The organism is Streptosporangium heterodermiicola (assembly GCF_051390675.1).
GTDB lineage: Bacteria > Actinomycetota > Actinomycetes > Streptosporangiales > Streptosporangiaceae > Streptosporangium.
Genome location: NZ_JBPJSR010000017.1, coordinates 163654 through 185561 on the forward strand (window position 1 = coordinate 163654; position 21908 = coordinate 185561).

The following is a 21908-nucleotide window of genomic DNA, read 5'->3' on the forward strand; positions in this document are numbered from 1 at the left end:
TCCCTACGGCCCTCGCGACCATCACGGCCCTCGCGGCGAGAAAGGCAGGAAGAGACGATGAACGACCTTGAGCGGGTGGCCGGGACGGACCGGCCGCCACCCGTGCTGCGGGCCGTCGCGGAGCGGATCCGCCTCGCTCCCGACGCCGAGGCGGTCACCTTCCACGGGGACTCCGTGACCTACCGCGAGTTCTGGACCCGATCGGAACTCGTGGCCCGCCGGCTCGCGGGTCTCGGCGCCGGTGTCGGCACCAGGGTCGGGCTCCACCTCGACCGGTCGATCGATCTCGTGGTGACCCTCGTCGGCGTCATGCGGGCCGGCGCCGTCGCCGTCCCGCTCGACCCGGCCTACCCCGTGGACCGGCTGCGGTACATGTGCGCGGACGCGGGCGCCGACCTGGTGGTCGGGCACGCGGGCCATCTGGAACGGCTGGGCGGCCTCCGGCCGCTCGTCACGGACGGCCCGCTGGTCTACGCCACCCGGCGGGCGGAGGACGACGACGCGGGACACCGCTCGTCACGGACCGCCGAGCCGGACGGCCCGCTCCCGTCGGTCTCCGGTGAGGACCTCGCCTACGTCATGTACACCTCCGGCTCCACCGGACGGCCCAAGGGCGTCCTGTTCGAGCACCGCAACCTGGCCAACCTCATCGCCTGGCAGATCGCGGCGAGCGGCTGCGCCGAGGGGGACCGGACGCTGCAGTTCTCCCCCGCGGCCTTCGACGTCGTCTACCAGGAGGTTCTCACCACGCTCGGGGAGGGCGGCACCGTCGTGTGCTGCACCGAGGACGAACGGCTCGACCCGCAGTTCCTGTGGGAGCTGATCGCCCGCGAGCGGGTCAACCGGCTGTTCGTGCCGTTCGCCATGCTGCGCTCGCTCGCGCTCTTCGCCGACGACGTCGCCCCCGACCTCCACCCGCTCCGCGAGGTCTACTCGACGGGCGAGCAGATGCAGTGCGGCGACAGGCTCCGCGCCATGTTCGCCCGGCTGCCCGGCTGCCGCCTGGCCAACCAGTGGGGAACGACGGAGACACACGTCGCGACCTGCCGGTGGCTGCCCGAGGACGTGACGGCGTGGCCGTCGCTCCCGTCGATCGGGACGCCGATCCACGGCGCGCGGATCCACGTGTGCGACGAGGACGGCAGGCCGCTGCCCCCGGGACGGACCGGAGAGCTGTGGATCGCCGGAGAGGGCGTCGGACCGGGGTTCGTGAACCTGCCGGACCGCACCGCGCGAAGCTACGTGCCCGATCCCCTGGACCCGGCCGTCCGCGCCTACCGCACCGGGGATCTCGGACGGGTGGGCGAGGACGGGGAGTTCGAGTGCCTCGGCCGGCGGGACGGCCAGGTCAAGCTGCGCGGCTTCAGGGTCGAGCTGGGGGAGATCGAGACCCTGCTCACCTCGATGCCCTCCGTCGCCGAGGCGGTGGTCGCGGTGGTGGGAGAGGACCTGGAGGACCAGAGCCTGCGGGCGTTCGTGGTGGCCACGTCTCTGCCGTTCGACCGTGCCGGGGCGCTGGCCGTGCTCCGCGACAAGGTTCCCGCCCATATGGTGCCGTCGCGGATCGAGGTGGTCTCCTCCTTCCCCAGAACCTCCAGCGGCAAGCTGGACCGGCTCGCCGTCGCCACCTCGGCGACCGCGACCGGCTCCCCCGCGGCGTCCGGCCCCGGCCCCGCGATCGGCCCCGCGATCGGATCCGCGACCGGCGCGGGGTGACGAGGCCGGGCCCGCCGCACCGGCTGTCACGACCGCCTGTCACAGCGAGTTCGGCCCCGCACCGTCGCGCGACCGCGCGTCCGGCCGGGCCGATGCACCGATGCACCAATGCCACGACACCAGCGAACAGGGACCCAAGTGAGTGCCATGAATCATCAGCTGGAGAACCTCAAAAAGGTGTACCTCCCCCCCGCCGAAGGACAACCGAGCCTTTTCCAGATCTGGGAGGAAGGCGGCGCACGCGACGACTCGGTGACCCCGTCCACCTACTCGACGGAGTACCGGTCCTGGATGACGGAGAAACTGGTGGCCGAGCTCGGCCGCGGTGAGGGCGGCGGCCTGCTCAGCCTGGGTTGCGGCAACGCGGCGGTCGAGTCCGAGATCGCGCGAAAGGGATACCGGGTGCTCGGCGTCGACGCTATGGAGGAGGCCGTCGTCCTCGCGAAGGCCAAGGGCGTGGACGCGGTGTGCGCCGACATCGGCCAGTGGTCCCCCGAGGAGTCCTGGTCGGTGATCTACATGGACGGTGTGCTCGGTCACCTCTACGACCCGGCGAAGGGCCTGCGACCGGCCATGGAGCGGGTCCGCGCCTGGCTCGCACCCGCCCGTGACGCGGGGGTCGCGACGTTCGTCGCCTCCAACGACGCCACGAACAACGGGGCCCTCGCGCAACCGGCCCCCGGCATCGCCGGCTTCCACTGGCTGTCGGCGGAGTACATGCGCGACGAGGCCATCGCGGCCGGCTACGACGACGTGGCCGTGGAGGAGATCCACTACAAGCGCCCCAGGTCCGGAGACCGCGTCCGGTCGATCATCGTCGCGCACGTCCACCAGTGACCGTGGAACCCGATTCGACAGGGAGTCCCCCATGCCCATGAGCCCCGCCTTCGAGAACCGCCTCAAGGCCGCGCTGCCCCGGATCGTCGAGACCTTCGGCACGCCGTTCCACATCTACGACGCCGAGGGCCTCCACCGGACCTGCGAGTCGTTCGTCCAGGCCTTCCAGGAGATCGACTGCCGGGAGTACTTCGCGGTCAAGGCGCTCCCCAACCCCGCGGTGATGCGTCTGCTGGCCGGGCACGGCTTCGGCTTCGACACCAGCTCGATCTCCGAACTGACCCTGGCGCGGACGGCCGGGGCGACCGGCGACGACATGTGCTTCACCTCCTCCAACACCAGCGAGGCCGAGCTGGCCGCCGCGCTGGAGGCCGGCGCCATGATCACCGTGGACGACGAGGCGATCCTGGCCACGCTGGCCGACCGGCTCACGGTCCCCGAGGCGCTCGCCTTCCGGGTGAACCCGGGACGGTCACTCGAAGGGCAGGGCAACCACCTGTTCGGCGAGCCGGAGACGACCAAGTTCGGCGTGCCCGCCGACCGTCTGGTGAAGGTGTGCGCGCAGGCCCGCGACCTGGGCGTCCGCGAGATCGGCCTGCACATGATGACGACGTCCAACGTGCTCAGGCCCGAACCGCTCCTGCTCACCCTGGACCTGCTGCTGGAGCGGGCCCGCGAGATCGAGCACGAGGCGGGCCTGCCGGTGACGTCGATCAATCTCGGCGGGGGCATCGGCATCCCCTACCGCCCCGAGGAGGAGCCCTTCGACCTGACCGCGTTCGGCGTGGCCGTCGCCGAACGCCTGGCCGGCTGGAGCTCGCCGCACGGCGACGCCCGGCCGGCGATCCGGTTCGAGTGCGGGCGCTACATCACCGGGCCGCACGGAGCGCTGGTGACGCGCGTGGTCAACCGGATGGACAAGTGGCGGCCCTTCGCCGGGGTGGACGCGAGCATGGTCTCCCTGATGAGACCCGCGCTGTACTCGTGGGCCTACCACCACATCACGGCGCCGTTCGCCGAGGGCCGCCCGCGCGAGGTGGTCGACGTCGTCGGCTCGCTGCCCGAGAACAACGACCGGCTCGGCAGGGAGCGGGACCTGCCCGTCCTCGAAGAGGGGGACGTCCTCGTCGTCCACGACACCGGCGCGCACGGGCACGCCATGGGCTTCAACTACACCGGGCGGTCCCGCCCGCAGGAACTGCTCCTCCACCCGGACGGGTCCGTCGAGCTGATCCGGCGCGCCGAGACCGAGCGGGACCTGTTCGCCACCCTCGACTTCACCCCGCGCCTGCTGGAATCCCCCGCCGGTCAGGAGGACCCGGTGTGAGCGGAGCCGATACCGGCAGCACCTGGAACGCCGGGAGCGCCGGGAGCGTCTGGAGCAGGGAACGGGCGTGGGAGCTGGCGGCGTCGTCGGGACGGCCGCCGCTCGACCTCTCGCTGGGCGTTCCCGCCGAACCCGCGCCCGCGACCTCCCCCGCGGGCTCCCGCGAGAGCCGGACCCCGGCGGCCTACCCGCCGAGCGCGGGCACGGAATCACTGCGTACGGCCGCCGCCGGATACCTGGAGCGCCGCTTCGGCGTCACGGTGCCCGCGTCGGCGGTGGCGGCCTGCGCCGGAGCGAAGGAGTTCGTCTCCACGGTGCCGTCGCTGCTGCGGCTCGGCCGGCGTGACCGGTCGCCGGAACGCGACGTCGCCCTGATCCCGGCGCTGGGGTATCCGCCGTACGAGTTCGGCGCGCGGCTGGCGGGACTGGCCGTCCACCGCGTCCCCGTCGACGCGGCCGGCCGGATGGACCTCGGCCGCGTCCCGGGCCACCTGGCCGCCCGCGCCCTGTACCTCTGGGTGAACAGCCCCGCCAACCCGACCGGCACCCTCGAACCCCGGCCGGCCGAGATCGTCGGATGGGGACGCGAGCACGGCGTCGTCGTCCTCTCCGACGAGGTCTACACCGAGATGACCTGGGACGGCGCCCCCCGGACCGCACTGGCCGCCGGGCTCGGCGGCGTGCTGGCCGTGCACGGCGTGGCCAAGCGGTCGAACGCGCCCGGGCTGCGGCTCGGCTTCTACGCCGGGGATCCGGCGCTGGTGTCCGAGCTGCTGCCGCTGCGCCGGGACGCCGGGCTCATCGCCGCCGGGGACTCCCAGCGGGCGGCGGTGGACCTGCTCGGCGACGACGCCCACGCGGACGGCCTGCGCGCCCGCACCGCCCGGCGGCTCTCCGGGCTGGTCGAGGCGCTGAACACCCACGGCCTGCGATGCGACCACCCCGGGGGCGGCCCGTTCGTGTGGCTCGCCGCCCCGGGAGGCGACGGCGTGAGGTTCGCCTACGAGGTCGCGGCACGCGCCGGGCTCGTGATCGCGCCGGGGATCGCGTACGGCCCCTCGGGAGGCGGTCACGTCCGCGTCGCCGCCGTACACGATCCGGATCTCATCGAGCCCCGGCTCGCCACGCTCGGCCTCCGAACGCGTGAGCGGCCCGGCGACAGGAAGGAGCGCGTCCCATGACGCCGAGCACGTTACCGGCCGAGGTCGACGAGCTGTGGGACCGGCGGAGCGGCCTCACCCCGGCCGACGCCGCCGCCCGCGACACGGTCGTGGCCGCGGTCGACATGCTCGACCGCGGCGAGGCGAGGGTGGCGGTGGTCGATCCGGAGACGGACCTGGTCCGGGTGGACGAGCGGGCGAAGCGGGCGATCCTGCTGTCGTTCCGCCTCCTCGGCATGGTGGAGGCGGAGGTCGGCCCGTTCCGCCACCACGACCGGATTCCTCTCAAACGCTTCGGCCCGGGGGTACGGGTCGTCCCCGGAGCCGTCGCGCGCTGGGGCAGTTACCACGCGCCGGGCGTGATCCTCATGCCGTCGTTCACCAACATCGGCGGTTTCGTGGACGGCGGCACGATGGTCGACACCTGGGCCACCGTCGGATCGTGTGCCCAGATCGGACGGAACGTGCACCTGTCCGGCGGGGTCGGCATCGGCGGGGTGCTCGAACCGCCCACGGCGGTGCCGGTGGTCGTGGAGGACGAGAGTTTCATCGGCTCGCGGTCGCTCGTCGTCGAGGGAGCCAGGGTACGCACCGGGGCGAAACTGGGCGCCGGCGTGGTGCTGACCGGGAGCACCCGCGTCTACGACGCGGAGACCGGGGCGCGGCTGCCGAGCGGGGAGGCGCCGCCCTGGTCCGTCTGTGTCAACGCGACCCGGCCCAGGACGTTCGGGGGCGGCACCTTCGGCCTGTCCTGCCTGCTGGTCGTCAAACGGCTCGAAGAGGGCGAGGTCCACGACAAGCTGGCCCTGGACGCGCTGTTCCGCGAGCACGGGCTCGGAGGTTGAGCTCCGATGCGCCCGACCTGCCCACCGGCGAGCGACAAGGCCCCGCCGACGAGCGGCGAGATCCCATCAGCGGGCGTCGAGGCCCCACCGCCGGGAGAAGAAGGCTCCGGCGTCGGGCGAGAAGGCCTCAGCGGTGAACGAGAAGGCTTCGGCGGCGAGCGAGAAGGCCTCAGCGGCGAGCGAGAAAGCGGAAAAGTCATGACGGACACCCTTCACCTGTGGATGCGGCACGAGGCCCATCCGACCGAGGCGCGGGCACCGATCGCGCCCGCCGACGCCCGCGTCCTCACGGCGGACGGGATCACCGTGACGGTGGAGGACTCCCCGCGACGGATCTTCCCCACATCGGACTACGCGAAGGCAGGCTGCCGCATCGCCGAGCCGGGCACCTGGCCGGACGCGCCGGAGGACCACTACATCATCGGGGTGAAGGAACCGGCGGACACGCCGGTCCCGCTGAGACACCGGCACCTGTTCTTCGGCCACGCCTACCGGGGACAGGAGGGCGCGGGGAGGTTGCTGCGCCGGTTCGCCGCGGGCGGCGGCAGCCTGCTCGACCTGGAGCACGTGACGGACGCCGACGGGACCCGCGTGGCGGCGTTCGGCTACTGGGCCGGATACATGGCCGCCACGCTCGCCGTCCTGCACAGCGGAGGGCGGCTGGACCGGCCGCTGCGCCCCCTGCCCGAGCGGGCACTGACCGCGGCGCTGAGACAGCGCGGGGAGAAGGCGCCGACGGCCCTGGTCATCGGCGCGCTCGGCCGGAGCGGGCGCGGGGCACGGAGCGCGCTGGCCGCGGCCGGCATCGCGACGACCTGCTGGGACGTCGAGGAGACCCGCGACCTGGACAGGAAGGCCCTGCTCGCCCACGACATCCTGATCAACGCGGTGGCCACGGCCGAACCGGCACCGGCCTTCCTGACGCGCGCCGACCTCGACGCCCCCGACCGGCGACTGAGCGTCATCAGCGACGTGACCTGCGATTTCACCTCGGACCGCAACCTCCTGCCCGTTTACGACCGCCCCACCGACTGGCACCGGCCCGTACGGCGCCTGCGCGAGGGGCCGCCGCCGGTGGACATCATCGCGATCGACAACCTGCCCTCCCTGGTACCGCGAGAGGCGAGCGCCGCCTTCTCCGCGGACCTGCTGCCCCACCTGAGGCTGCTGGGCGGCTGGACACCCGCCTGGCAGCGCTGCCTGGAGACGTTCCACGCCGCCCGCTCGCACGCGGCCGTCACGAAGGAGACCGATGTCTGAGCAGATCACTCCCACCGGACGCGTCCACTGGGTGGGCACCGGCCTGTCGACCGGCAGCGGTCTCGGAATCGTCCGCGACCTCGCCTCCCGCGTCGTGCTCTGGGGCCGGACCCGGCGCAAGGCCGAGGACTGCCTGGCGCGTCTCGGCCAGGGCGGCCGGGCGGAGACCCGGGCGTTCGGCATGGACGCGCTGGCCGCCGAGCTCACCGCCGGTGACGTCGTCGTCTCGATGCTCCCGGCCGCGCACCACGCCGCCCTGCTGCGGCTCTGCCTGGAACGCGGCGCGCACTTCGCCTCTTCGAGCTACGTGTCCGCCGAGATCTCCGCGCTGGCGGCCGAGGCGGCCCGGGCCGGCATCGTGGTGCTGACCGAGGCGGGTCTCGATCCCGGCATCGACCATCTGCTCGCCCACCGGCTGGTCGCCCAGGCCAGGGCCGCGACGGGCGACGGCGGGGCGTCGGCCACGTTCACCTCCTACTGCGGCAGCAATCCCGCCGAGCCGAACGAGTTCCGTTACCGGTTCAGCTGGGCGCCACGAGGCGTGCTGACCGCGTTGCTGACACCGGCCCGGTACGTCGACCAGGGAACGGAACGGGTCGTGGACCACCCCTGGGAGGCCGTCCGCGAGCACGCGCTCGGGGACGAGAAGTTCGAGGTGTACCCCAACCGCGACAGCGTTCCCTTCGTCGAGCGGTACGGCCTCCCCGCCTCCTGGCGGCTGGACACCTTCGTCCGGGGCACCATCCGCCTGGACGGCTGGAGCGACGCGTGGGCGCCCGTCTTCGCGGTACTGCGCGAGGGCGACGACGAACGCGTCAGCGCCCTGGCCCAGGAGCTCGCCCTCCGCCATCCGACCTCGGAGACGGACCACGATCGCGTCCTGCTCTCCGTCGCGCTCGCCGTACGGGCGGACGACGGGTCCACCTGGTCGGGCGAGTACGTGCTCGACGTCGAGGGCGACGAGAAGGAGAGCGCGACGCCGCGCCTGGTGTCCGTGGCGCTGGCCTGCGGGATCGGGGACATCCTCGCCGGTCTGACCCCCGCCGGCCTGCACAGGGCCGCCGAGGAGCCGGAGGCGGTGCGGCGGTGGCTGGGCTTCCTGGAGGACCACGGCGTCGTCTGCGAGTTCCGGGGTCCCCGCCACGGCTGACCACCGCACGAGATCCGTCCGTGGCCCCGTACGACGCCATCGGCGGAGCGGGTCCCGCACAACGTCGTTGACGGAACGCCACCGAACCAACCTGGGAGTTTCACAATGATATTTCGTAACATCGCCGATGTCCTCGGCACCGAAAGGGACGTCACCAACGAGAACTACCGCAGCACGCGACTGCTCCTCGCCGAGGACGGGGCCGGCGTCGGCCTCACCGACACCGTCCTCAGCCCCGGGATCAAGGGCACCTACGGCTATCCCGACCGCACCGAGATCGCCTACTGCGTCGGCGGTGCCGCCACGGCCGTCGACCTGGAGACCGGCGAGGAGCACACCGTCGTGCCGGGCGTGCTGTGGGTGGCCCCCGCCGGTTCGACGTTCACCCTTGTCGCCACCGAGCCCCTCCGGCTCATCTGCGTGTTCGACCCGCCGCTCGAAGGGACGGAGACGGGGATCGTCGACGAATGATCGCGACACGCGCGGCACGGTGACGCCGGGGCGATTGCTCATCCGCCCGGCATCGGACCACCACTCCAGTGTCAACTCGATGTCATGAAGGCGAGTCAGATTTGGGTCGCAGGACGTTCTCCGAATGCCGAGGAGACCCATGTTCCGACGACTCGCCCTCACTGTCACGACCACGCTGGTGGTGCTGGCGGCCGGACTCCCGGCCGCCGCACAGTCGCCGGCCCCCACCACGGTCGCCCACCGCGGGGCATCGGCGTACGCGCCGGAGAACACCATCGCGGCGTTCGAACTGGCCGACAGGCAGGGCGCCGACATGTTCGAGCTCGACGTCCAGGAGACGAAGGACCACAAACTGGTCCTGATGCACGACACGACACTGGCCCGTACCACCAACGCCGAGAAACTCTTCCCCGGGCAGGCGCCCTGGAAGGTCGGCGACCTCACGCTCGCGCAGATCCGCAGGCTGGACGCGGGCTCGTGGTTCGACGCGAAATACGCGGGCGAACCGGTGCCCACGCTCGGAGAGGCCCTGCGCGCGATGAGCGCGAGCCGGCCCGGCCTGCTGCTGGAGATCAAGGCGCCACGGCTCTACCGGCGCATCGAGGCCCACGTCGCCGACGAGCTGCGACGCCACCCCGCGTGGCTGAGCCCCGGACGGCTCGTCGTGCAGTCGTTCGACTGGGGCTCGATGCGCACGTTCCACCGGATCATGCCCCGGGTCCCGATCGGCCTGATCGGCACCCCCGCGATCGCCGACCTCCCGGCACTGGCGAGGTTCGCCGACCAGATCAACCCGCCCCACGACGATCTCACCCCCGAGTACGTCAGGCGCGTCCACCGCCACCGCATGGAGGTCTTCACCTGGACCGTGGACGATCCGGCGACCATGCGGCGCATGATCTCCTACCGGGTGGACGGCATCATCACCAACAAGCCCGACCTGATGCCCTGACCCGCTCGCGCTCGAAGCGACGGAACCGACGGAACCGACGGAACCGACGGAACCGACGGAAGCGATGGAACACCCGCCCGCCGGGAACGCGCCGCAGCCCTGGCCGGAGAACGCGAGCGACGAAGAGGTCGGGGAGATGTCTCGCGCCGTTCATCCCGGCCGGGTGACGACGCCGGCCGCCCTGTTGGAAACATGGGCGTGCGAGACATCAGGCCACGACTCTGGAGCACGCACGGTGAGACCGACCAGCCCCGCCGCCGACATGTCCGGCGGCACCTCCCTGCTCCGCGAGTTCCTTCGAGCCCCGCTGCTGACCGCCACGGTCGCTCCGAGCTCACGATGGCTCGCCGCGCAGATGGTCGTGCCGATCCCCGAACGCGGAGAGCCGACGATCGTCGAACTGGGGCCGGGAACCGGCGCGTTCACCCAGGTCATCCAGGACCGCCTGGGCGGCAGGGGCCACCATCTGGCCGTCGAGCTCAACTCGCGCCTGGCCGGGCTCCTCGGCCGCCGCTTCCCCGGGGTCGAGGTCGTGCACGCCGGCGCGGCCGAGCTGCCCGTTTTGATGGCCGAGCGCGGCCTGTCCGCCGACATCGTGGTCAGCGGCCTGCCCTGGGTCGCGTTCCGGCCGGTGGCGGGCACGCGGCTGCTGCCGCTGGTGGCCGGCTCCCTGTCCCCCGAGGGGGTGTTCACCCAGTTCGCCTACCGCTGGACACGATGGGCGCCACCCGCGCGAGAACACCTGCGTGACCTTCGTACGACATTCGAGGAGGTCGTGCTCAGCCGGACGGTGTGGCGCAACCTGCCCCCCGCCCTGGTCTACCTCGCCCGCCGTCCCCGGTGACGGCGTGGAGCACGTGACGCCCACCGGATGAACCGCCGGGCCACCTCCCGCGTATCTGTGGGCATGAGGTGGGCTCCCCCGGCCGCGACGGCCGAAGACATGATCCACGATCCCGGTCTTCTCGGCGGGCCGCCCTCCTGACAAGATGTCGTTCGTGAGCCCTACGGCGTCGGCGCTGCGCGTGCCGCGAGCCGTCGTCTTCGCGACGATGTGCCTCGTGGCCTCCGCGGGCGGCCACGTCCTGGCCGGAGGCGGCCTGATCCCGCCGCACCTGGCCGTTCTCGGCGCTCTGGTCGCCTTCTGTGTGGCGTACGCGCTGAACGGGCGCGAGCGCGGGGTGGAGGTCGTGCTCGGCGCGACCACCGGCGCGCAGGTCCTGTTGCACGAGCTGTTCAGCCGTGCCGAGCCCGCGTCGCACGTGATGTCGTCCGCCGAGCACGGCCATTCCGGGCTGGGCATGACGGTGATCCACCTGGTGGTGGCGCTGGGCACCGGCTGGTGGCTGCACCGGGGCGAGAGCGCCCTGTGGCTGATGATCCGCCTGTACGCCGGGCCGAGACCGCTGATCCGGCTGCTGTTCGCCGTCCCCGCCGAGGTGGCGGCGCCGGTGTGGCGGGCCGTCGCGGCCGCCGACGTCCGGCCGTACGGCGGCTGGGAGATCCTGCCGGTGCGGCGGCGGCGCGGCCCGCCCGCTCCGCGACACGCCGGCTGAAGGACCCGCGAGGAAGGGGTCCGGTGGGCGGCGTGCCCCCGTGACCACGACGCCCTTTCACCGGAGGCGTCCCTTCCGTTCTCGCCGGCCCGCATCGAGGGCACGGCGAAAGGCCCTTTCTGGAGCCCACGATGGCGTCCCTGCCACGATCTGTCCGCACGACCGTTGTCACCACGCTGTGCTGCGCCATGTTCGTCCTGCTCGGCGCACCCGCCGCCCTGGCCCATGACCGCCTCAAGAGCAGCTCCCCGGCCAAGAACGCCAAGGTCTCCGCCGTCGAGCGGATCACGTTGAGGTTCAGCTCACGGATGCGCTTCCCGGTGGTCGCGCTGCGCACGGCGGACGACACGGTCATCGGCGTCGGCAAGGCCAGGGCGAGCGGCGACACGGTCACCTCCGACGTTCCCGAGCCGCCCGCGCCGGGCAGGTACGTGATCGCCTGGCGGGTGGTCTCCTCCGACGGCCACCCGATCGAGGGAGAGATCCCCTTCACCGTGACCGCCCCGGCGACACCGTCCGGCACCCCCTCCGCCGCCCCGTCCGCGGCTCTCACGCCGACGTCGGAGGAGCCCGAGACCTCCGCCGTCCCGTCGCCGGCCGCGCGACCCACCTCGCCCGCGCCCGCCCTGGCCGGCGGCCCTGTCCCGGCGGCCGACGACCAGGAGACCTCCCGGGGCCTGCCGGGCTGGACCTGGATCGCGGTCCTCGCGCTCGTGGTGATCGGCGCGGGCGTCTGGTCGCTCACCTCCCGCCGGCGCCGTCCCGGCGGCGCGGAGTGATCCGCCGCCCATGCCCGCGCACCTGACGTTACGTCTCGCCCGCGCCGCGGCCTTCGCCGCGGTGTGCCTGGGGCTGGGCGTGCTCGCTCACGTGTCAGGCGGGGGCGTCGTCTCCGCGCCGTCGGCGGCGTGCGCCCTGGCGCTGGCGTTCCTGGTGGCGCTGCCCGCGACCGGTGGCGAGCGCGGCCTGGCGGTGATCTGGCCGTTGCTGGCGGGTACGCAGGTGGCGCTGCACCTGCTCTTCTCCACGGTTCACCTCATCGCGCCGCTGGCCGAGGCCGCCGGCCACGCGCACTCGGGTTCCGGGCTGGTCCCCGGCCTGGGCATGGTGGTGGCGCACGGCTGGGCCGGAGCGCTGGCCGCGCTGTGGCTGGCGCGCGGCGAGGCCGCGCTCTGGGCGGTGCTGCGCCGTCTCGCCGTCCGGCTGCTGCGGCTGCTGAGGGTCCGGTGCGGTCAGACGGCCGCGCCCGCCCGCCCATGGCTCGCGAGCTCTCCCGCCCCGTCCCTGTTGCGATCGGCGTTACTGCGGTACGCGCTCAGCGGGCGGGCCCCGCCGCCGATCCGCGGCTGAGCCGCTCTCCCTCCACGGGCTGACCTTCACCGGCGGTCCCGTCTCCTCATGGTGCCCTCCCGGGCGGACCTGTGCCCGCCCGGCCGCCGCCGTGCCCCCACCCCCCACCCGGAGTACGCCCATGCCCGTTCCCCTTTCCGACTCCCCCACGAGCGCCGCCGGCCTGCGGCTGTCCGCCGTGAGCTGCCGGCACGGCAGGCTCCTCGCGGTGGACGCCGTCGACCTGGCGCTCGCCCCGGGTGAGCATCTGGCCATCACCGGCACCAACGGCTCGGGCAAGAGCACGCTGCTGCGCGCGCTGCTCGGACTGCACCGCGAGGTCTCCGGTGTGATCGAGGTCTCGGGGCGGCGGGCGCGTACGCCGTCCGACTGGGCCCGCCGTCGCGCCGAGGTCGCCTGGATCCCGCAGCGCCAGGCGGCCGGACGCTTCCCGCTGTTGGTCCGCGAGTTGCTGGCCAGCGGCGGGCACGCGGAGCGGGCGTTCGCCGCGGCCGGGGACCTGGGGGTGGGCGCCCTGCTGGAACGCCCGCTGGCCACCCTGTCGGGCGGCCAGTTGCAGCGCGCCTACCTGGCGCGGGCGCTGGGACAGGTCACGGCCGGAGCGGGGCTGGTGCTGGCCGACGAGCCGACCGCGGCCCTGGACTTCGCCGGTCAGGAACAGGTCGCCGGGGTGCTGGCCGGCCTGGCGGTGAGCGTGGTGGTGGTCACCCATGACCGGGTGGTCGCCCAGGCGTGCGGGCGGGTGGCCGAGATGGCCGCCGGGCGGCTGCGGGAGGTCCGGTGAACTCGATCTGGACGCTGCTGGAGATCCCCTCGGTCCGGCTCGCCCTGGTGGCGCTGCTGCTCGGCTCGGTGGCACTGCCGATCGTCGGGGTGTTCATCGTGGGGCTGGACATCATGCCGGTCCGTTTCGCGATGATGCACGTCGCGCTGCTGGGCATCGCGATCGGCCTGCTGACCGGCCTGGACCCGCTGCTGTGCGCGCTGGTGCTGTGCGGGCTGACCGGCGGCGCGCTCACGCCGCTGGCCCGCAGCGGCGCGGGGTTGTCTGGGGCGATGGGCCTGCTGATGACGCTGGCCATCGCGGCGGCGCTGCTGGTGCTGTCGATCTCCGGGGTGAACGCCAACGGGGCGTTCGAGCTGCTGTGGGGGTCGATCCTGGCGACCCGCCCCGGGGACGTGGCCGCGCTCGCCGTCCTGGCCGCGCTCGTCCCGGTGCTGTACGGGCTGCGCAGGAGGGACCTGGCCCTGCTGCTGCACGACCGGGAACTGGCCGTCTGCTCGGGGGTGGCCGTGGAGCGGCTCACGCTCGTCCTGCTGGTGGTGATCGCGGTGGCGATCGCCTCGGCCATCCGGCTGACCGGGGCGTTGCTGGTCGACGCGCTGACCCTGCTGCCCGCCCTGGCCGCGCGCCGGGTCGGCCGGTCGCTGTCGGCCATGGCCGGCTGGTCGGTCGCCTTCGGGCTGGCCTTCAACCTGGGCGGCTTCCTGCTCGCCCTGCTCCTCGACTTCCCGCCCGGCCCGGTACTGGTGCTGGTCGGCGGGCTGTGCACCGTCCTCCTCTACTCGATCCCGGAAAGGATCCTCACGAAATGATCATCTCGCGCCGAATCCGTCTCGCCGCCCTGGCGGCCGTCGCCGCGCCGGCCATGCTGGTCATGGCCGCCTGCGGGAGCACCCAGCCTCAGCAGGCCGCCCCCGCTTCGGCCGGGGGCGGCCTGAAGGTGGTCGCCGCCTCCACCTGGGAGGCGGGGTTCGCCAAGGCCGCGGGCGCGACCGACATCACGGTGATCGTCCCGCCCGGCGTGCACCACGCCGCCGACTACGACCCCAAGCCCTCCGACCTGGCCAAGGTCGCCCAGGCCGACGTGGTGCTGTACGCCGCCTTCGAAGGCTTCGCAGGCAAGCTGAAGGAGGCCGCCGGATCCGAGGCCAAGCTGATCGAGGTCTCCCTGGACAACGCCCCCGACAAGGTCAAGGCCGAGGTGCGGCGCCTGGGCGGCGAGTTCGGCACCGCCCAGGCCGCCGAGGCGTGGACCACGGCCTTCGACACCGAGTACACCGCGTTGAAGGAGAAGGTCACCGCCGCCACCGGGGGCACCGCGCCGGTGATCGTCTCGCAGGCGTTCGTGGCCTGGGCCGCCGACCTGACCGGCGCCCGGCCCGCCGGGGTGTTCGGCCCGCAGCCGCCCACCGCAGGCCAGATCTCCGAGCTGGCCGCGAAGAAACCCCAGCTGGTGCTCGACAACTCCGCCATGCCCGGCGGCGACGCCCTGTCCGGTGTGCGGTCGAAGCGTGTGGTCATCGACAACTTCCCTGACCAGGGGCTGGATCTGATCGCCGTGTACCGGGCCAACGCCGACGCGCTGACCGCGGCCCTGAGCTGACCCGTCGTGCAGGGCGGTTCCACACGGGCCGCCCCGCCCCTCTGTCGGAAAGGACGAACGTGGACGTTCCCATACCCGTCGTCGGCGCGGGACCGGCCGGCCTGTGCGCGTCCGCCGCGCCGTCCTGCTCAGCAGGTGAAGGGGTCGATCACCTCGGTGAGGATCGCCAGGCCCACGGCCAGGAAGAAGTCGCCCCACACCAGCTCGTGGCGGGTGGCCACGCCGTGCTCGACGTCGTGACACCCGTCCAGGAGGCGGCCGTCGCGCAGGTGCGCCGTGACCAGCTCGCGCAGCACGGCGACGGCTCGCCCCCGCAGCCGGGCCGCCGTGCGCGGGCAGGTGGCGACGGCTCGCGCGGCCAGCTTGAGGGCGGCCACGGCCTCGATCGCGGCGGCCGAGGTGTCGGGCGGCCCGCCGGGACGTGCCGGGGGAACGGCGGGCGAGGTCGCGGCGAACCGGGCGGCCACCCGGGGATGGGCCAGCAGTTCTCGCCGCGCCGCCTCGTCGCCGGTGTCGGCGACCGCCAGGGACAACCAGGCCGTCGTACGGCTCCAGCCGGGCGCCGGATCGGGGTGGCGGGCCCAGGTGCCGTCCGGCCGCGCCCGCCAGGCCGGATGCGGCTCCCGCTCTCCGAGCGTCAGCCCGAGCTGCAGTCCGAGCTGGTCGCCGGCGGCGGTGATCCCACCGGCTCCCCGCAGGCACAGGAGCCGCAGGAGGCCGGGCAGCCCGTCGACCCTGGCCACCTCACGAGGACCGCCGAACACCGCCCCCCAGGGCACCAGCCCGAGCCCCGGATCGTAGGCGTCCAGGCAGGCCCGGGCGGCGCGGTCGCGAAGCACCGCCGCCTCGGCGTCTCCGCCCGCCACGCCGAACGCGGTGCCGTACCAGAGGATCAGGCCCCGGGTCGCGGTGTCGGCCTCGATCCAGGGGGCGAGCAGCGCGGTGCGGCCGGTCGCGGCGGCCCGGTCGGCGCGATCACCGCTCACGATCGCTCGCAGCCAGAGCAGGCCCGCCCAGAAACCACCGGTCCATGACCCGCGGGCGGTGGTCGTCCAGCGGCCGGAGCCGGGATCGGCGTGCAGCGGCCACCGCCCGCCCACCTCGGCCTCGGTGTCCCCCGCCCGGACGAGGATCTCCGCCAGTGCTCTCTCCGCCCACCTCATCGCGGCGCTCCGGCCCGGAACCGCAGCGGTGCCGCGACGGCGGCGGCGACGGCGAACTCGGCGGCCACCAGCACCCAGCCCGGCCCGTACCCCGAGACCTCGACGAGGATCGCGAACAGGGGCGGCCCGGCGGCGAAACCGGCGAAGAAGCCCGCCGAGACGAGCGCGGAGTCGCGACCGGCGCCGCGAGGGTCGGCACGCCTGATCACCGCGACCATCGTGACCGCGTTGCCCGCGACGGCGAGGGCGCCGACGGCCGCCGCCCCCACCCAGACCAGGAAAGGAGTCGACGAGGCCGCCGCGAGCAGCAGGGCGGCCCCGCACGCTCCCGCCGCGAGAGGGGCGAGCAGCACCTCGGACCGGCCCAGCCGGCCCGCCCGCCGCGACCAGCCGACCCGGCCCGCCACGCCGGTGACGCCCAGCGCGGCGACGAGCCACGCCGCCACCACCGGTCCCAGTCCCAGCCGCTCGGCCCCGAAGAGCGCGAGGTAGGTGTTCACCGGGGCGATCCCGCACCCCAGCAGGAAGGAGAACAGCGCCAGCCGGCCGACGCGGGCACGCGGCACCTCCCGGGACGGCGGCGCCTGCGCGGGGCCGGGATCGGGCGGCAGCGCGCGAACGGCCCAGCAGGCGATGAGAGCGGCGAGCACGGCGGCCGTCCACACCGAACCGCGCCATCCCGTCCAGGCGGCGAGCGCCGCCAGCGGCAGTCCGGCCGCGAAGGCGCCGAGCTGCACCCCGGACTGCTTCCAGCCGGTGACCGCGCCGCGCCCGGCCGGTTCGACCACCGCCATGATGATCTTGTTGGTGGCCGGGTTGGCCAGCGCCTGCGGCAGCCCGCCCAGGGCCACCGCCGCCAGCAGGACGAACGCGTTCGAGGCGGCGCCGATCAGGGCCAGCGCCACCGCGGCCAGCAGCAGCAGGGCGACCAGGCAGCGGCGGGCGCCCAGCCGGTCCACCCAGCGGCCGGCGGTGAGCGAGAGCAGCGCGGCGACCCCGAACCCGGCGGTCGTGGTCAGGCCGATCGCCGTGCGGGAGATGCCCGCTTCGGCGACCAGGCGCGGGCCGAGGGCGCCGATCAGGAAGAGCTGGAGCATCGACACGCCCATGGCCGCGGTGAGCAGGACGGTCACCCACCGTCCCCCGGCCGTGCCGGGTGCGGGGCCCGCCGGTCGTTCCAGCCGCATCGCGGCCTCCTTCCCCTCGCGGAGTCCTCGTGACGACCGCGCTCCAGACAGTCGCTCGCGGGCCCGCCGGGGTTCCCGTGGCGGCGGGCGCGATGACGCGGCCCGCGCGAGCGGCTCTCCGGCCGCCCCGCGCCCTGCGACCCCGCGCCCTGCGACCCCGCGGTCCGCCTCCCGGCGTTCCGTGCCCGTCCGGCGCCCCTGTCTCCTCCACCAGCCCGTCAGGGGCCGCCTCTCTTCGAACCGTGTATCCGTTCTGCACCGCTCTGCACTGTTCTGCATCGCTCTGCACCGTGACCCGAGGAACGACCATCATGAGTTCTGTCACGCGCGACCACCGCGCCCCCGACCACGACACCACCGCGTGCTCCGACGAGCAGCTGACGGTACTCGCACTGGCCGCGCGCGGAGGAGCGCCCGCGGACGTCGAGGCCTTCACCCGCGCGGTCTACACCGACGTACGCAGGTTCGTCGCCTATCTGGCCGGGACCCCGTCGGCCGAGGATCTGACCCAGGAGACGTTCGTGCGCGTCCTGCGGAGCCTGCCCCGCTTCGCCGGCCGCTCGTCGGCCAGGACCTGGCTGCTGTCCATCGCCAGGCGGGTCGTCGTCGACCGGTTCCGATCGGCGTCCTGCCGCCCGAGGATCGCCGATCTCGCCGACTGGCAGGCCGCCGCCGAACGATGTCAGCCCCGCGGGCTACCGGGGCGCGAGGACGGGGTGGTCCTGGCGGACCTGCTGGCCAAGGTGCCGCACGAACGGCGTGAGGCCTTCGTGCTCACCCAGGTCGTCGGCCTGCCCTACGCCGAGGCGGCCTCGCTGATCGGCTGCCCCATCGGTACGGTGCGCTCCCGGGTGGCGCGGGCCCGTACCCAGCTCATCGAGTCGCTGGAGGCCGCCGACCGGGCCGCTTGAGCGAGGATCCCTCCCGGGCCGAGGGCGCCCTCGGCCCGGGAGGACTCACACTGATTCACGCTTTTTCACACTGATTCACATTGGCTCACGCTGGTTCACGCGGATTCCTGGTGCCCGGCGAGCAGGAGGTCGCGCAGCGCGTCCCGGTCGGGCTTGCCCGCCGGGGTCAGCGGCACCTCCGCCACCAGCAGCAGGCGCTCGGGGTGCCTGCCCCGCTCAAGTCCCCGCCGGAGCAGATGGGAGGACAGGCCGGGCAGGTCGGGTACGCGGCCGGGGCGCGGCACCACGCAGGCCGCCAGCCGCTCTCCCATCACCTGGTCGGGCACGCCCAGGCACACCACCTCCCGTATCTCGGGATGGTCGGCCAGCGCGTGCTCCACCTCGGCCAGGCTGATGTTGGCGCCACCGCGGATGACGACGTGCTTGAGCCTGCCCATCAGGCGCAGCCGCCCGTCGGCGTCGATCACCCCCAGGTCGCCGGTGCGGACCCAGCCGTCAGCGGTGCGATAGCGCTGGTTCAGCTCCGGCGCGCCGACGTAGCACATCGGCGTCATCGGACCACGGGCGATGATCTCACCGAACCTCTCCCCGGCCGGGGGCGCGGCGATGCGGATCTCCGCCACCTGCGGGTCGGGCAACCCCACCACCACGCCGGGGCCGCCGTCGCCCGCCGTGGCCGGGCGGAACCCGCTGTGGCAGTTCACCCCGTCGGCGGAGCCGTACAGGTTGATGACCGGGCAGCCGAACGCCTGGCCCGCCTCGGCCGCCGTGGCGGCGTCCAGCTCGGCGCCGCCCAGTACCAGAGCCGTCATGGGCGGTGTCGGCCCGGCGTCCGGCTGGTCGAGCATCATGCGGATCATCGTCGGTACGGCCAGCACGTGGGTGGGCCGATGCTCACGGATCGCCGCCAGCGCGGCCCGGGGAGAGAAATGGTCGAGGAGCACCAGGCAGCCGCCGTGCCGGGCCAGGGTGACGGCGGTGCCGTTGCTGCCGAAGGCCGAGGCGAGCGGGACCAGGAACAGGCAGCGCGGCGTACTCCCGCCGGGAATGAGGGTGGCCATGAAGTTGCCCCGCCCGCCGGCGAGCGCGTTGTGGGAGTAGGCGACCATCTTGGGCTCCGACTCCGACCCGGAGGAGACCAGGATGCGGGCCGCGCCGTCGGGGTCGGGCCTGGCCGGGACGAAGGCGCCGCCGTCGGCCGACAGCACCCGGCTCCAGGCGACGCTGCCCGGCGGAGGCTCCTGCGGACCCGCGGCGATCACCGCCCGCAGGCCCGGCAGGTCGCCGGCGGCGGCCACCAGGTCGCGGGCGTGGGCGGCGCCCCGATGGTCGACGGCGGCGACGACGGCCCGCGCGCCGGAGCGGCCCAGCAGGGAGGTCGCCTCGGCCACCCCCCGCCCCGCGGGGAACGGCAGCGCCACCGCGCCGAGCGCCGCCACGGCCAGGTCCGCCACGACCGCGTCCCGGCCGTTGGGCAGCTGGACGCCGACGACGTCACCCTCGCAGACGCCGAGCTCGCGCAGCCCGGCCGCGCCCGCCCGCGCCAGGCGGTCCAGTTCCGCGTAGGTGAGCTCGCCCGCCGCGTCGATCACCGCGACCCGGTCCGGGGCGGCCAGGCGGCGGGTGCGGAACAGGGCGTACAGGTCGAGGTCCGGGCAGGTGCCGTCGGCGGCCCACCGGCGCCTCAAGGTGGTGGGTACCAGGTCGTCCAGGCGCAGCGTCATGCGAACCTCCAGGGAGCGGGTACGGCCAGAGCCCCGTGCTCGTCACGGGTGAGGGCGGAGGCGAAACGCGGATCGGCGGGCAGTGCCTCCAGCGAGGTCGTCACGGTGGTGGCCCGCAGCCCCCGGCGCCGGAACGAGGCCAGGGCCTCGGCCGAGGTCATCCCGGTGATTTCAGTGATCCCGTCGATCCCGTCGACCTCGTCGAGCAAGGCCGTGCCCGCCCGTCCGGCGGAGTCGTCGGCGAGGCTCACCCAGCCGTCCGCCGTCCGCAGGGGACGGCGGAAACCCTCCGGAGCGCGGGACCCCTCGCCGCCGGCGGCCCGGCGCAGCGCGGGCCCGGTGAGCACCTCGGCCGCGCCCAGCAGCGAGGAGTCCACCCGCACCCCGCGCCCTTCGCGCTCGCGCAGCAGGAGTCCGGCGAGCACCGCCTCGGCGCCGAGCAGGCCGCCGAGCACGTCCAGCAGGGTCATCAGCGACGGCGCGGCCGGCTCACCGGCGGGCCGTACGGCCTCGCCCACACCGGTGCGGGCCTGGACCATGAAGTCGGTCCCCAGCGGCGCGCCGGCCAGCCGCCCGGCCCAGCCGCTGGTGTAGGCGTAGACCAGGCCGGGGTTGACCGCCGACAGGTCGCCGTCGTCCAGGCCGAGGCGCTCGGCCGTGCCCGGCGCCCAGTTGTGCACGAAGACATCCGCGCCCGCGACCAGTTCGCGCAGTTCGGCCCGGCCCGCGGCGGCCTTGATGTCGATCTCCACCGCGCGTTTGCCCCGGTTGAGCGCGAGCCACCGGGCCGACAGGTCACCGCACATGGGCGGCATGCCGCGCAGCGGATCCCCGCCGGGCGGCTCGATCCGCACCACGTCCGCACCCAGCAGGCCCAGAAGGTAGGCGGTGAGCGGCGCCTGGATCCGCCGCCCGGCCTCCAGGACCGTGAGCCCGGCCAGCGGGCGGGCGTTCTCGGCCGCCGCACCCGGCGAAGGCGGCCCGGAAGCCGACGAGGGCTGCCCGGAAGCCGGCGGAAGCGGTCTGGAAGCCGGCAGCAGCGGCGACAGCCGCCAGGGCGCCGCCGGGCGGGGTTCGGACAGGCGGTCGGCGAGGGAGCGCAGCGCGCACACCGAGGCCCCCGACTCCTTCGCGGCGTGCCGCACGCCCTCCCAGTCCGTCGCGCGAGCCCGCGCGTGCAGTTCCCCGGGGAGCGGGCAGCAGGCCGTGGCGTAGCGGAACTGGAAGGACCTCCACGCCGACCCGGCGAGGCGCTCGGCCACCCCCAAGGCCCGCCAGAACGTCACCCACGCGGCCGGGTCGAGGGTCTCGACCTCGAAGCACACCCCGTCGGCCGTGGTGAAGGGCGGCCCGCCGGGCGAGAACGGCACCGCCTCCTCCTCCCCGGCCGTGGCGGCGGCCAGATACTGGCCGACGGCGAGCAGCCCGGCCAGGTCCACCCCGGTCCGCACGGTCTCGGCCGCGCAGCCGCGGGCCCGGCCGACCAGGGCGGCGAGGAGCCCCTGGACGGCCAGTACCGAGCACGCGGTCGTCAGGTAGTCCGCGGCCAGGCCACGCGGCTCGCCGTCGCGGCGGCCGTGCACGTGGGCGACCCCGGTCGCGGCCTGCGCGGTGGCCTCGTCGCTCACCTCCTCCCGAGGGGCGAGGGCGGCCCAGACGATCTCGGCGCCGAGCGGGCGCCCGCCCGTACCGTCGAGTGACACGATCCCGGGGCCGTCCGACACGGTCGATCCGAGGTCGGTGGCGCCCAGCAGGGCCAGATGCCGGGCGGCGACGGCGGTGAGCGCGGGTGGCCCCGCCACCCGCAGGCCGAGGCCGTCGAGCGGGTGCGCCGCCGTGACGGTGACGGGGTGTGCCATGGCTCTCCTCTCCCGCGGCGGTGGCCGCGAGTCGTGCCCGACGCGGGCGGGAA

Annotated in this window: 22 protein-coding genes; 17 read left to right on the top strand and 5 right to left on the bottom strand. The window is 74.1% G+C overall.

Annotated features, from left to right (window positions below; all coding sequences use genetic code 11):
• Positions 1–57: 57 nt before the first annotated feature.
• From ACSC1Q_RS31590 to ACSC1Q_RS31610, 5 genes are all read left to right on the top strand, one after another.
• Positions 58–1716 (top strand): amino acid adenylation domain-containing protein, encoded by a 1659-nt coding sequence (locus tag ACSC1Q_RS31590; protein ID WP_436762340.1) that lies wholly within the window; start codon positions 58–60, stop codon positions 1714–1716.
• A 147-nt stretch (positions 1717–1863) separates the two neighbouring features.
• Positions 1864–2553 carry a class I SAM-dependent methyltransferase gene (locus tag ACSC1Q_RS31595; RefSeq protein WP_436762341.1) on the top strand — a complete coding sequence of 230 codons (690 nt, stop codon included), beginning with the start codon at positions 1864–1866 and terminating at the stop codon, positions 2551–2553.
• A gap of 31 nt (positions 2554–2584) precedes the next feature.
• Positions 2585–3880 carry a diaminopimelate decarboxylase family protein gene (locus ACSC1Q_RS31600; protein ID WP_436762342.1) on the top strand — a complete coding sequence of 432 codons (1296 nt, stop codon included), beginning with the start codon at positions 2585–2587 and terminating at the stop codon, positions 3878–3880.
• Positions 3877–5061 (top strand): pyridoxal phosphate-dependent aminotransferase, encoded by a 1185-nt coding sequence (locus tag ACSC1Q_RS31605; protein ID WP_436762343.1) that lies wholly within the window; start codon positions 3877–3879, stop codon positions 5059–5061. The genes ACSC1Q_RS31600 and ACSC1Q_RS31605 overlap by 4 nt, the downstream gene beginning before the upstream one ends.
• Positions 5058–5885 carry a 2,3,4,5-tetrahydropyridine-2,6-dicarboxylate N-succinyltransferase gene (locus ACSC1Q_RS31610; protein WP_436762344.1) on the top strand — a complete coding sequence of 276 codons (828 nt, stop codon included), beginning with the start codon at positions 5058–5060 and terminating at the stop codon, positions 5883–5885. Before ACSC1Q_RS31605 ends, ACSC1Q_RS31610 begins: the two co-directional genes overlap by 4 nt.
• Positions 5886–5951: 66 nt before the next feature.
• Here ACSC1Q_RS31610 and ACSC1Q_RS31615 read toward each other — a convergent pair whose 3' ends face one another.
• A complete protein-coding gene (locus ACSC1Q_RS31615) occupies positions 5952–6101 on the bottom strand; it encodes a hypothetical protein (RefSeq protein WP_436762345.1) in 150 nt (49 codons plus the stop codon).
• On the opposite strand from ACSC1Q_RS31615, the gene ACSC1Q_RS31620 reads away from it, so the two are divergent.
• From ACSC1Q_RS31620 to ACSC1Q_RS31670, 11 genes are all read left to right on the top strand, one after another.
• The gene (locus tag ACSC1Q_RS31620) at positions 6084–7145 is read left to right on the top strand and encodes a saccharopine dehydrogenase (protein ID WP_436762346.1); all 1062 of its coding nucleotides are present in this window, start codon (positions 6084–6086) and stop codon (positions 7143–7145) included. The two genes, ACSC1Q_RS31615 and ACSC1Q_RS31620, sit on opposite strands and share 18 nt — an antisense overlap.
• On the top strand, positions 7138–8295 hold the full coding sequence (locus ACSC1Q_RS31625) for a saccharopine dehydrogenase C-terminal domain-containing protein (RefSeq protein WP_436762347.1): 1158 nt from the start codon (positions 7138–7140) through the stop codon (positions 8293–8295). The genes ACSC1Q_RS31620 and ACSC1Q_RS31625 overlap by 8 nt, the downstream gene beginning before the upstream one ends.
• Before the next feature lie 105 nt (positions 8296–8400).
• Complete coding sequence (locus tag ACSC1Q_RS31630) at positions 8401–8766, top strand: ectoine synthase (RefSeq protein ID WP_436762348.1); 366 nt, start codon at positions 8401–8403, stop codon at positions 8764–8766.
• 139 nt (positions 8767–8905) lie between these two features.
• A complete protein-coding gene (locus tag ACSC1Q_RS31635) occupies positions 8906–9718 on the top strand; it encodes a glycerophosphodiester phosphodiesterase (RefSeq protein WP_436762349.1) in 813 nt (270 codons plus the stop codon).
• Between the two features lie 235 nt (positions 9719–9953).
• On the top strand, positions 9954–10562 hold the full coding sequence (locus ACSC1Q_RS31640) for a class I SAM-dependent methyltransferase (protein ID WP_436762350.1): 609 nt from the start codon (positions 9954–9956) through the stop codon (positions 10560–10562).
• 154 nt (positions 10563–10716) lie between these two features.
• Positions 10717–11274: a hypothetical protein gene (locus ACSC1Q_RS31645; RefSeq protein ID WP_436762351.1), complete on the top strand. Its 558-nt coding sequence runs from the start codon at positions 10717–10719 to the stop codon at positions 11272–11274.
• A gap of 131 nt (positions 11275–11405) precedes the next feature.
• Entirely contained in the window at positions 11406–12053 is a 648-nt protein-coding gene (locus ACSC1Q_RS31650) for a copper resistance CopC family protein (RefSeq protein ID WP_436762352.1), read from the top strand.
• A 10-nt stretch (positions 12054–12063) separates the two neighbouring features.
• On the top strand, positions 12064–12624 hold the full coding sequence (locus ACSC1Q_RS31655) for an MFS transporter (RefSeq protein WP_436762353.1): 561 nt from the start codon (positions 12064–12066) through the stop codon (positions 12622–12624).
• A gap of 121 nt (positions 12625–12745) precedes the next feature.
• The gene (locus ACSC1Q_RS31660; RefSeq protein ID WP_436762354.1) at positions 12746–13408 is read left to right on the top strand and encodes an ATP-binding cassette domain-containing protein; all 663 of its coding nucleotides are present in this window, start codon (positions 12746–12748) and stop codon (positions 13406–13408) included.
• Positions 13405–14220, top strand: a complete 816-nt coding sequence (locus tag ACSC1Q_RS31665) for a metal ABC transporter permease (protein WP_436762355.1) — start codon at positions 13405–13407, stop codon at positions 14218–14220. Before ACSC1Q_RS31660 ends, ACSC1Q_RS31665 begins: the two co-directional genes overlap by 4 nt.
• Positions 14217–15011: a metal ABC transporter solute-binding protein, Zn/Mn family gene (locus tag ACSC1Q_RS31670; protein ID WP_436762356.1), complete on the top strand. Its 795-nt coding sequence runs from the start codon at positions 14217–14219 to the stop codon at positions 15009–15011. The genes ACSC1Q_RS31665 and ACSC1Q_RS31670 overlap by 4 nt, the downstream gene beginning before the upstream one ends.
• 128 nt (positions 15012–15139) lie before the next feature.
• Here the strand turns inward: ACSC1Q_RS31670 and ACSC1Q_RS31675 are convergent, their stop codons facing one another.
• Together ACSC1Q_RS31675 and ACSC1Q_RS31680 are read right to left on the bottom strand one after the other, a co-directional pair.
• A complete protein-coding gene (locus ACSC1Q_RS31675; protein ID WP_436762357.1) occupies positions 15140–16174 on the bottom strand; it encodes a hypothetical protein in 1035 nt (344 codons plus the stop codon).
• Positions 16171–17361, bottom strand: a complete 1191-nt coding sequence (locus ACSC1Q_RS31680) for an MFS transporter (protein ID WP_436762358.1) — start codon at positions 17359–17361, stop codon at positions 16171–16173. Before ACSC1Q_RS31680 ends, ACSC1Q_RS31675 begins: the two co-directional genes overlap by 4 nt.
• A gap of 311 nt (positions 17362–17672) precedes the next feature.
• Here ACSC1Q_RS31680 and ACSC1Q_RS31685 point away from each other — a divergent pair, with 311 nt between their 5' ends.
• The gene (locus ACSC1Q_RS31685; RefSeq protein WP_436762359.1) at positions 17673–18272 is read left to right on the top strand and encodes a sigma-70 family RNA polymerase sigma factor; all 600 of its coding nucleotides are present in this window, start codon (positions 17673–17675) and stop codon (positions 18270–18272) included.
• A gap of 95 nt (positions 18273–18367) precedes the next feature.
• Here ACSC1Q_RS31685 and ACSC1Q_RS31690 read toward each other — a convergent pair whose 3' ends face one another.
• Both ACSC1Q_RS31690 and ACSC1Q_RS31695 read right to left on the bottom strand, forming a co-directional pair.
• Entirely contained in the window at positions 18368–19996 is a 1629-nt protein-coding gene (locus tag ACSC1Q_RS31690) for a class I adenylate-forming enzyme family protein (RefSeq protein WP_436762360.1), read from the bottom strand.
• Positions 19993–21855 (bottom strand): CoA transferase, encoded by a 1863-nt coding sequence (locus ACSC1Q_RS31695; RefSeq protein WP_436762361.1) that lies wholly within the window; start codon positions 21853–21855, stop codon positions 19993–19995. Before ACSC1Q_RS31695 ends, ACSC1Q_RS31690 begins: the two co-directional genes overlap by 4 nt.
• Positions 21856–21908: the final 53 nt, after the last annotated feature.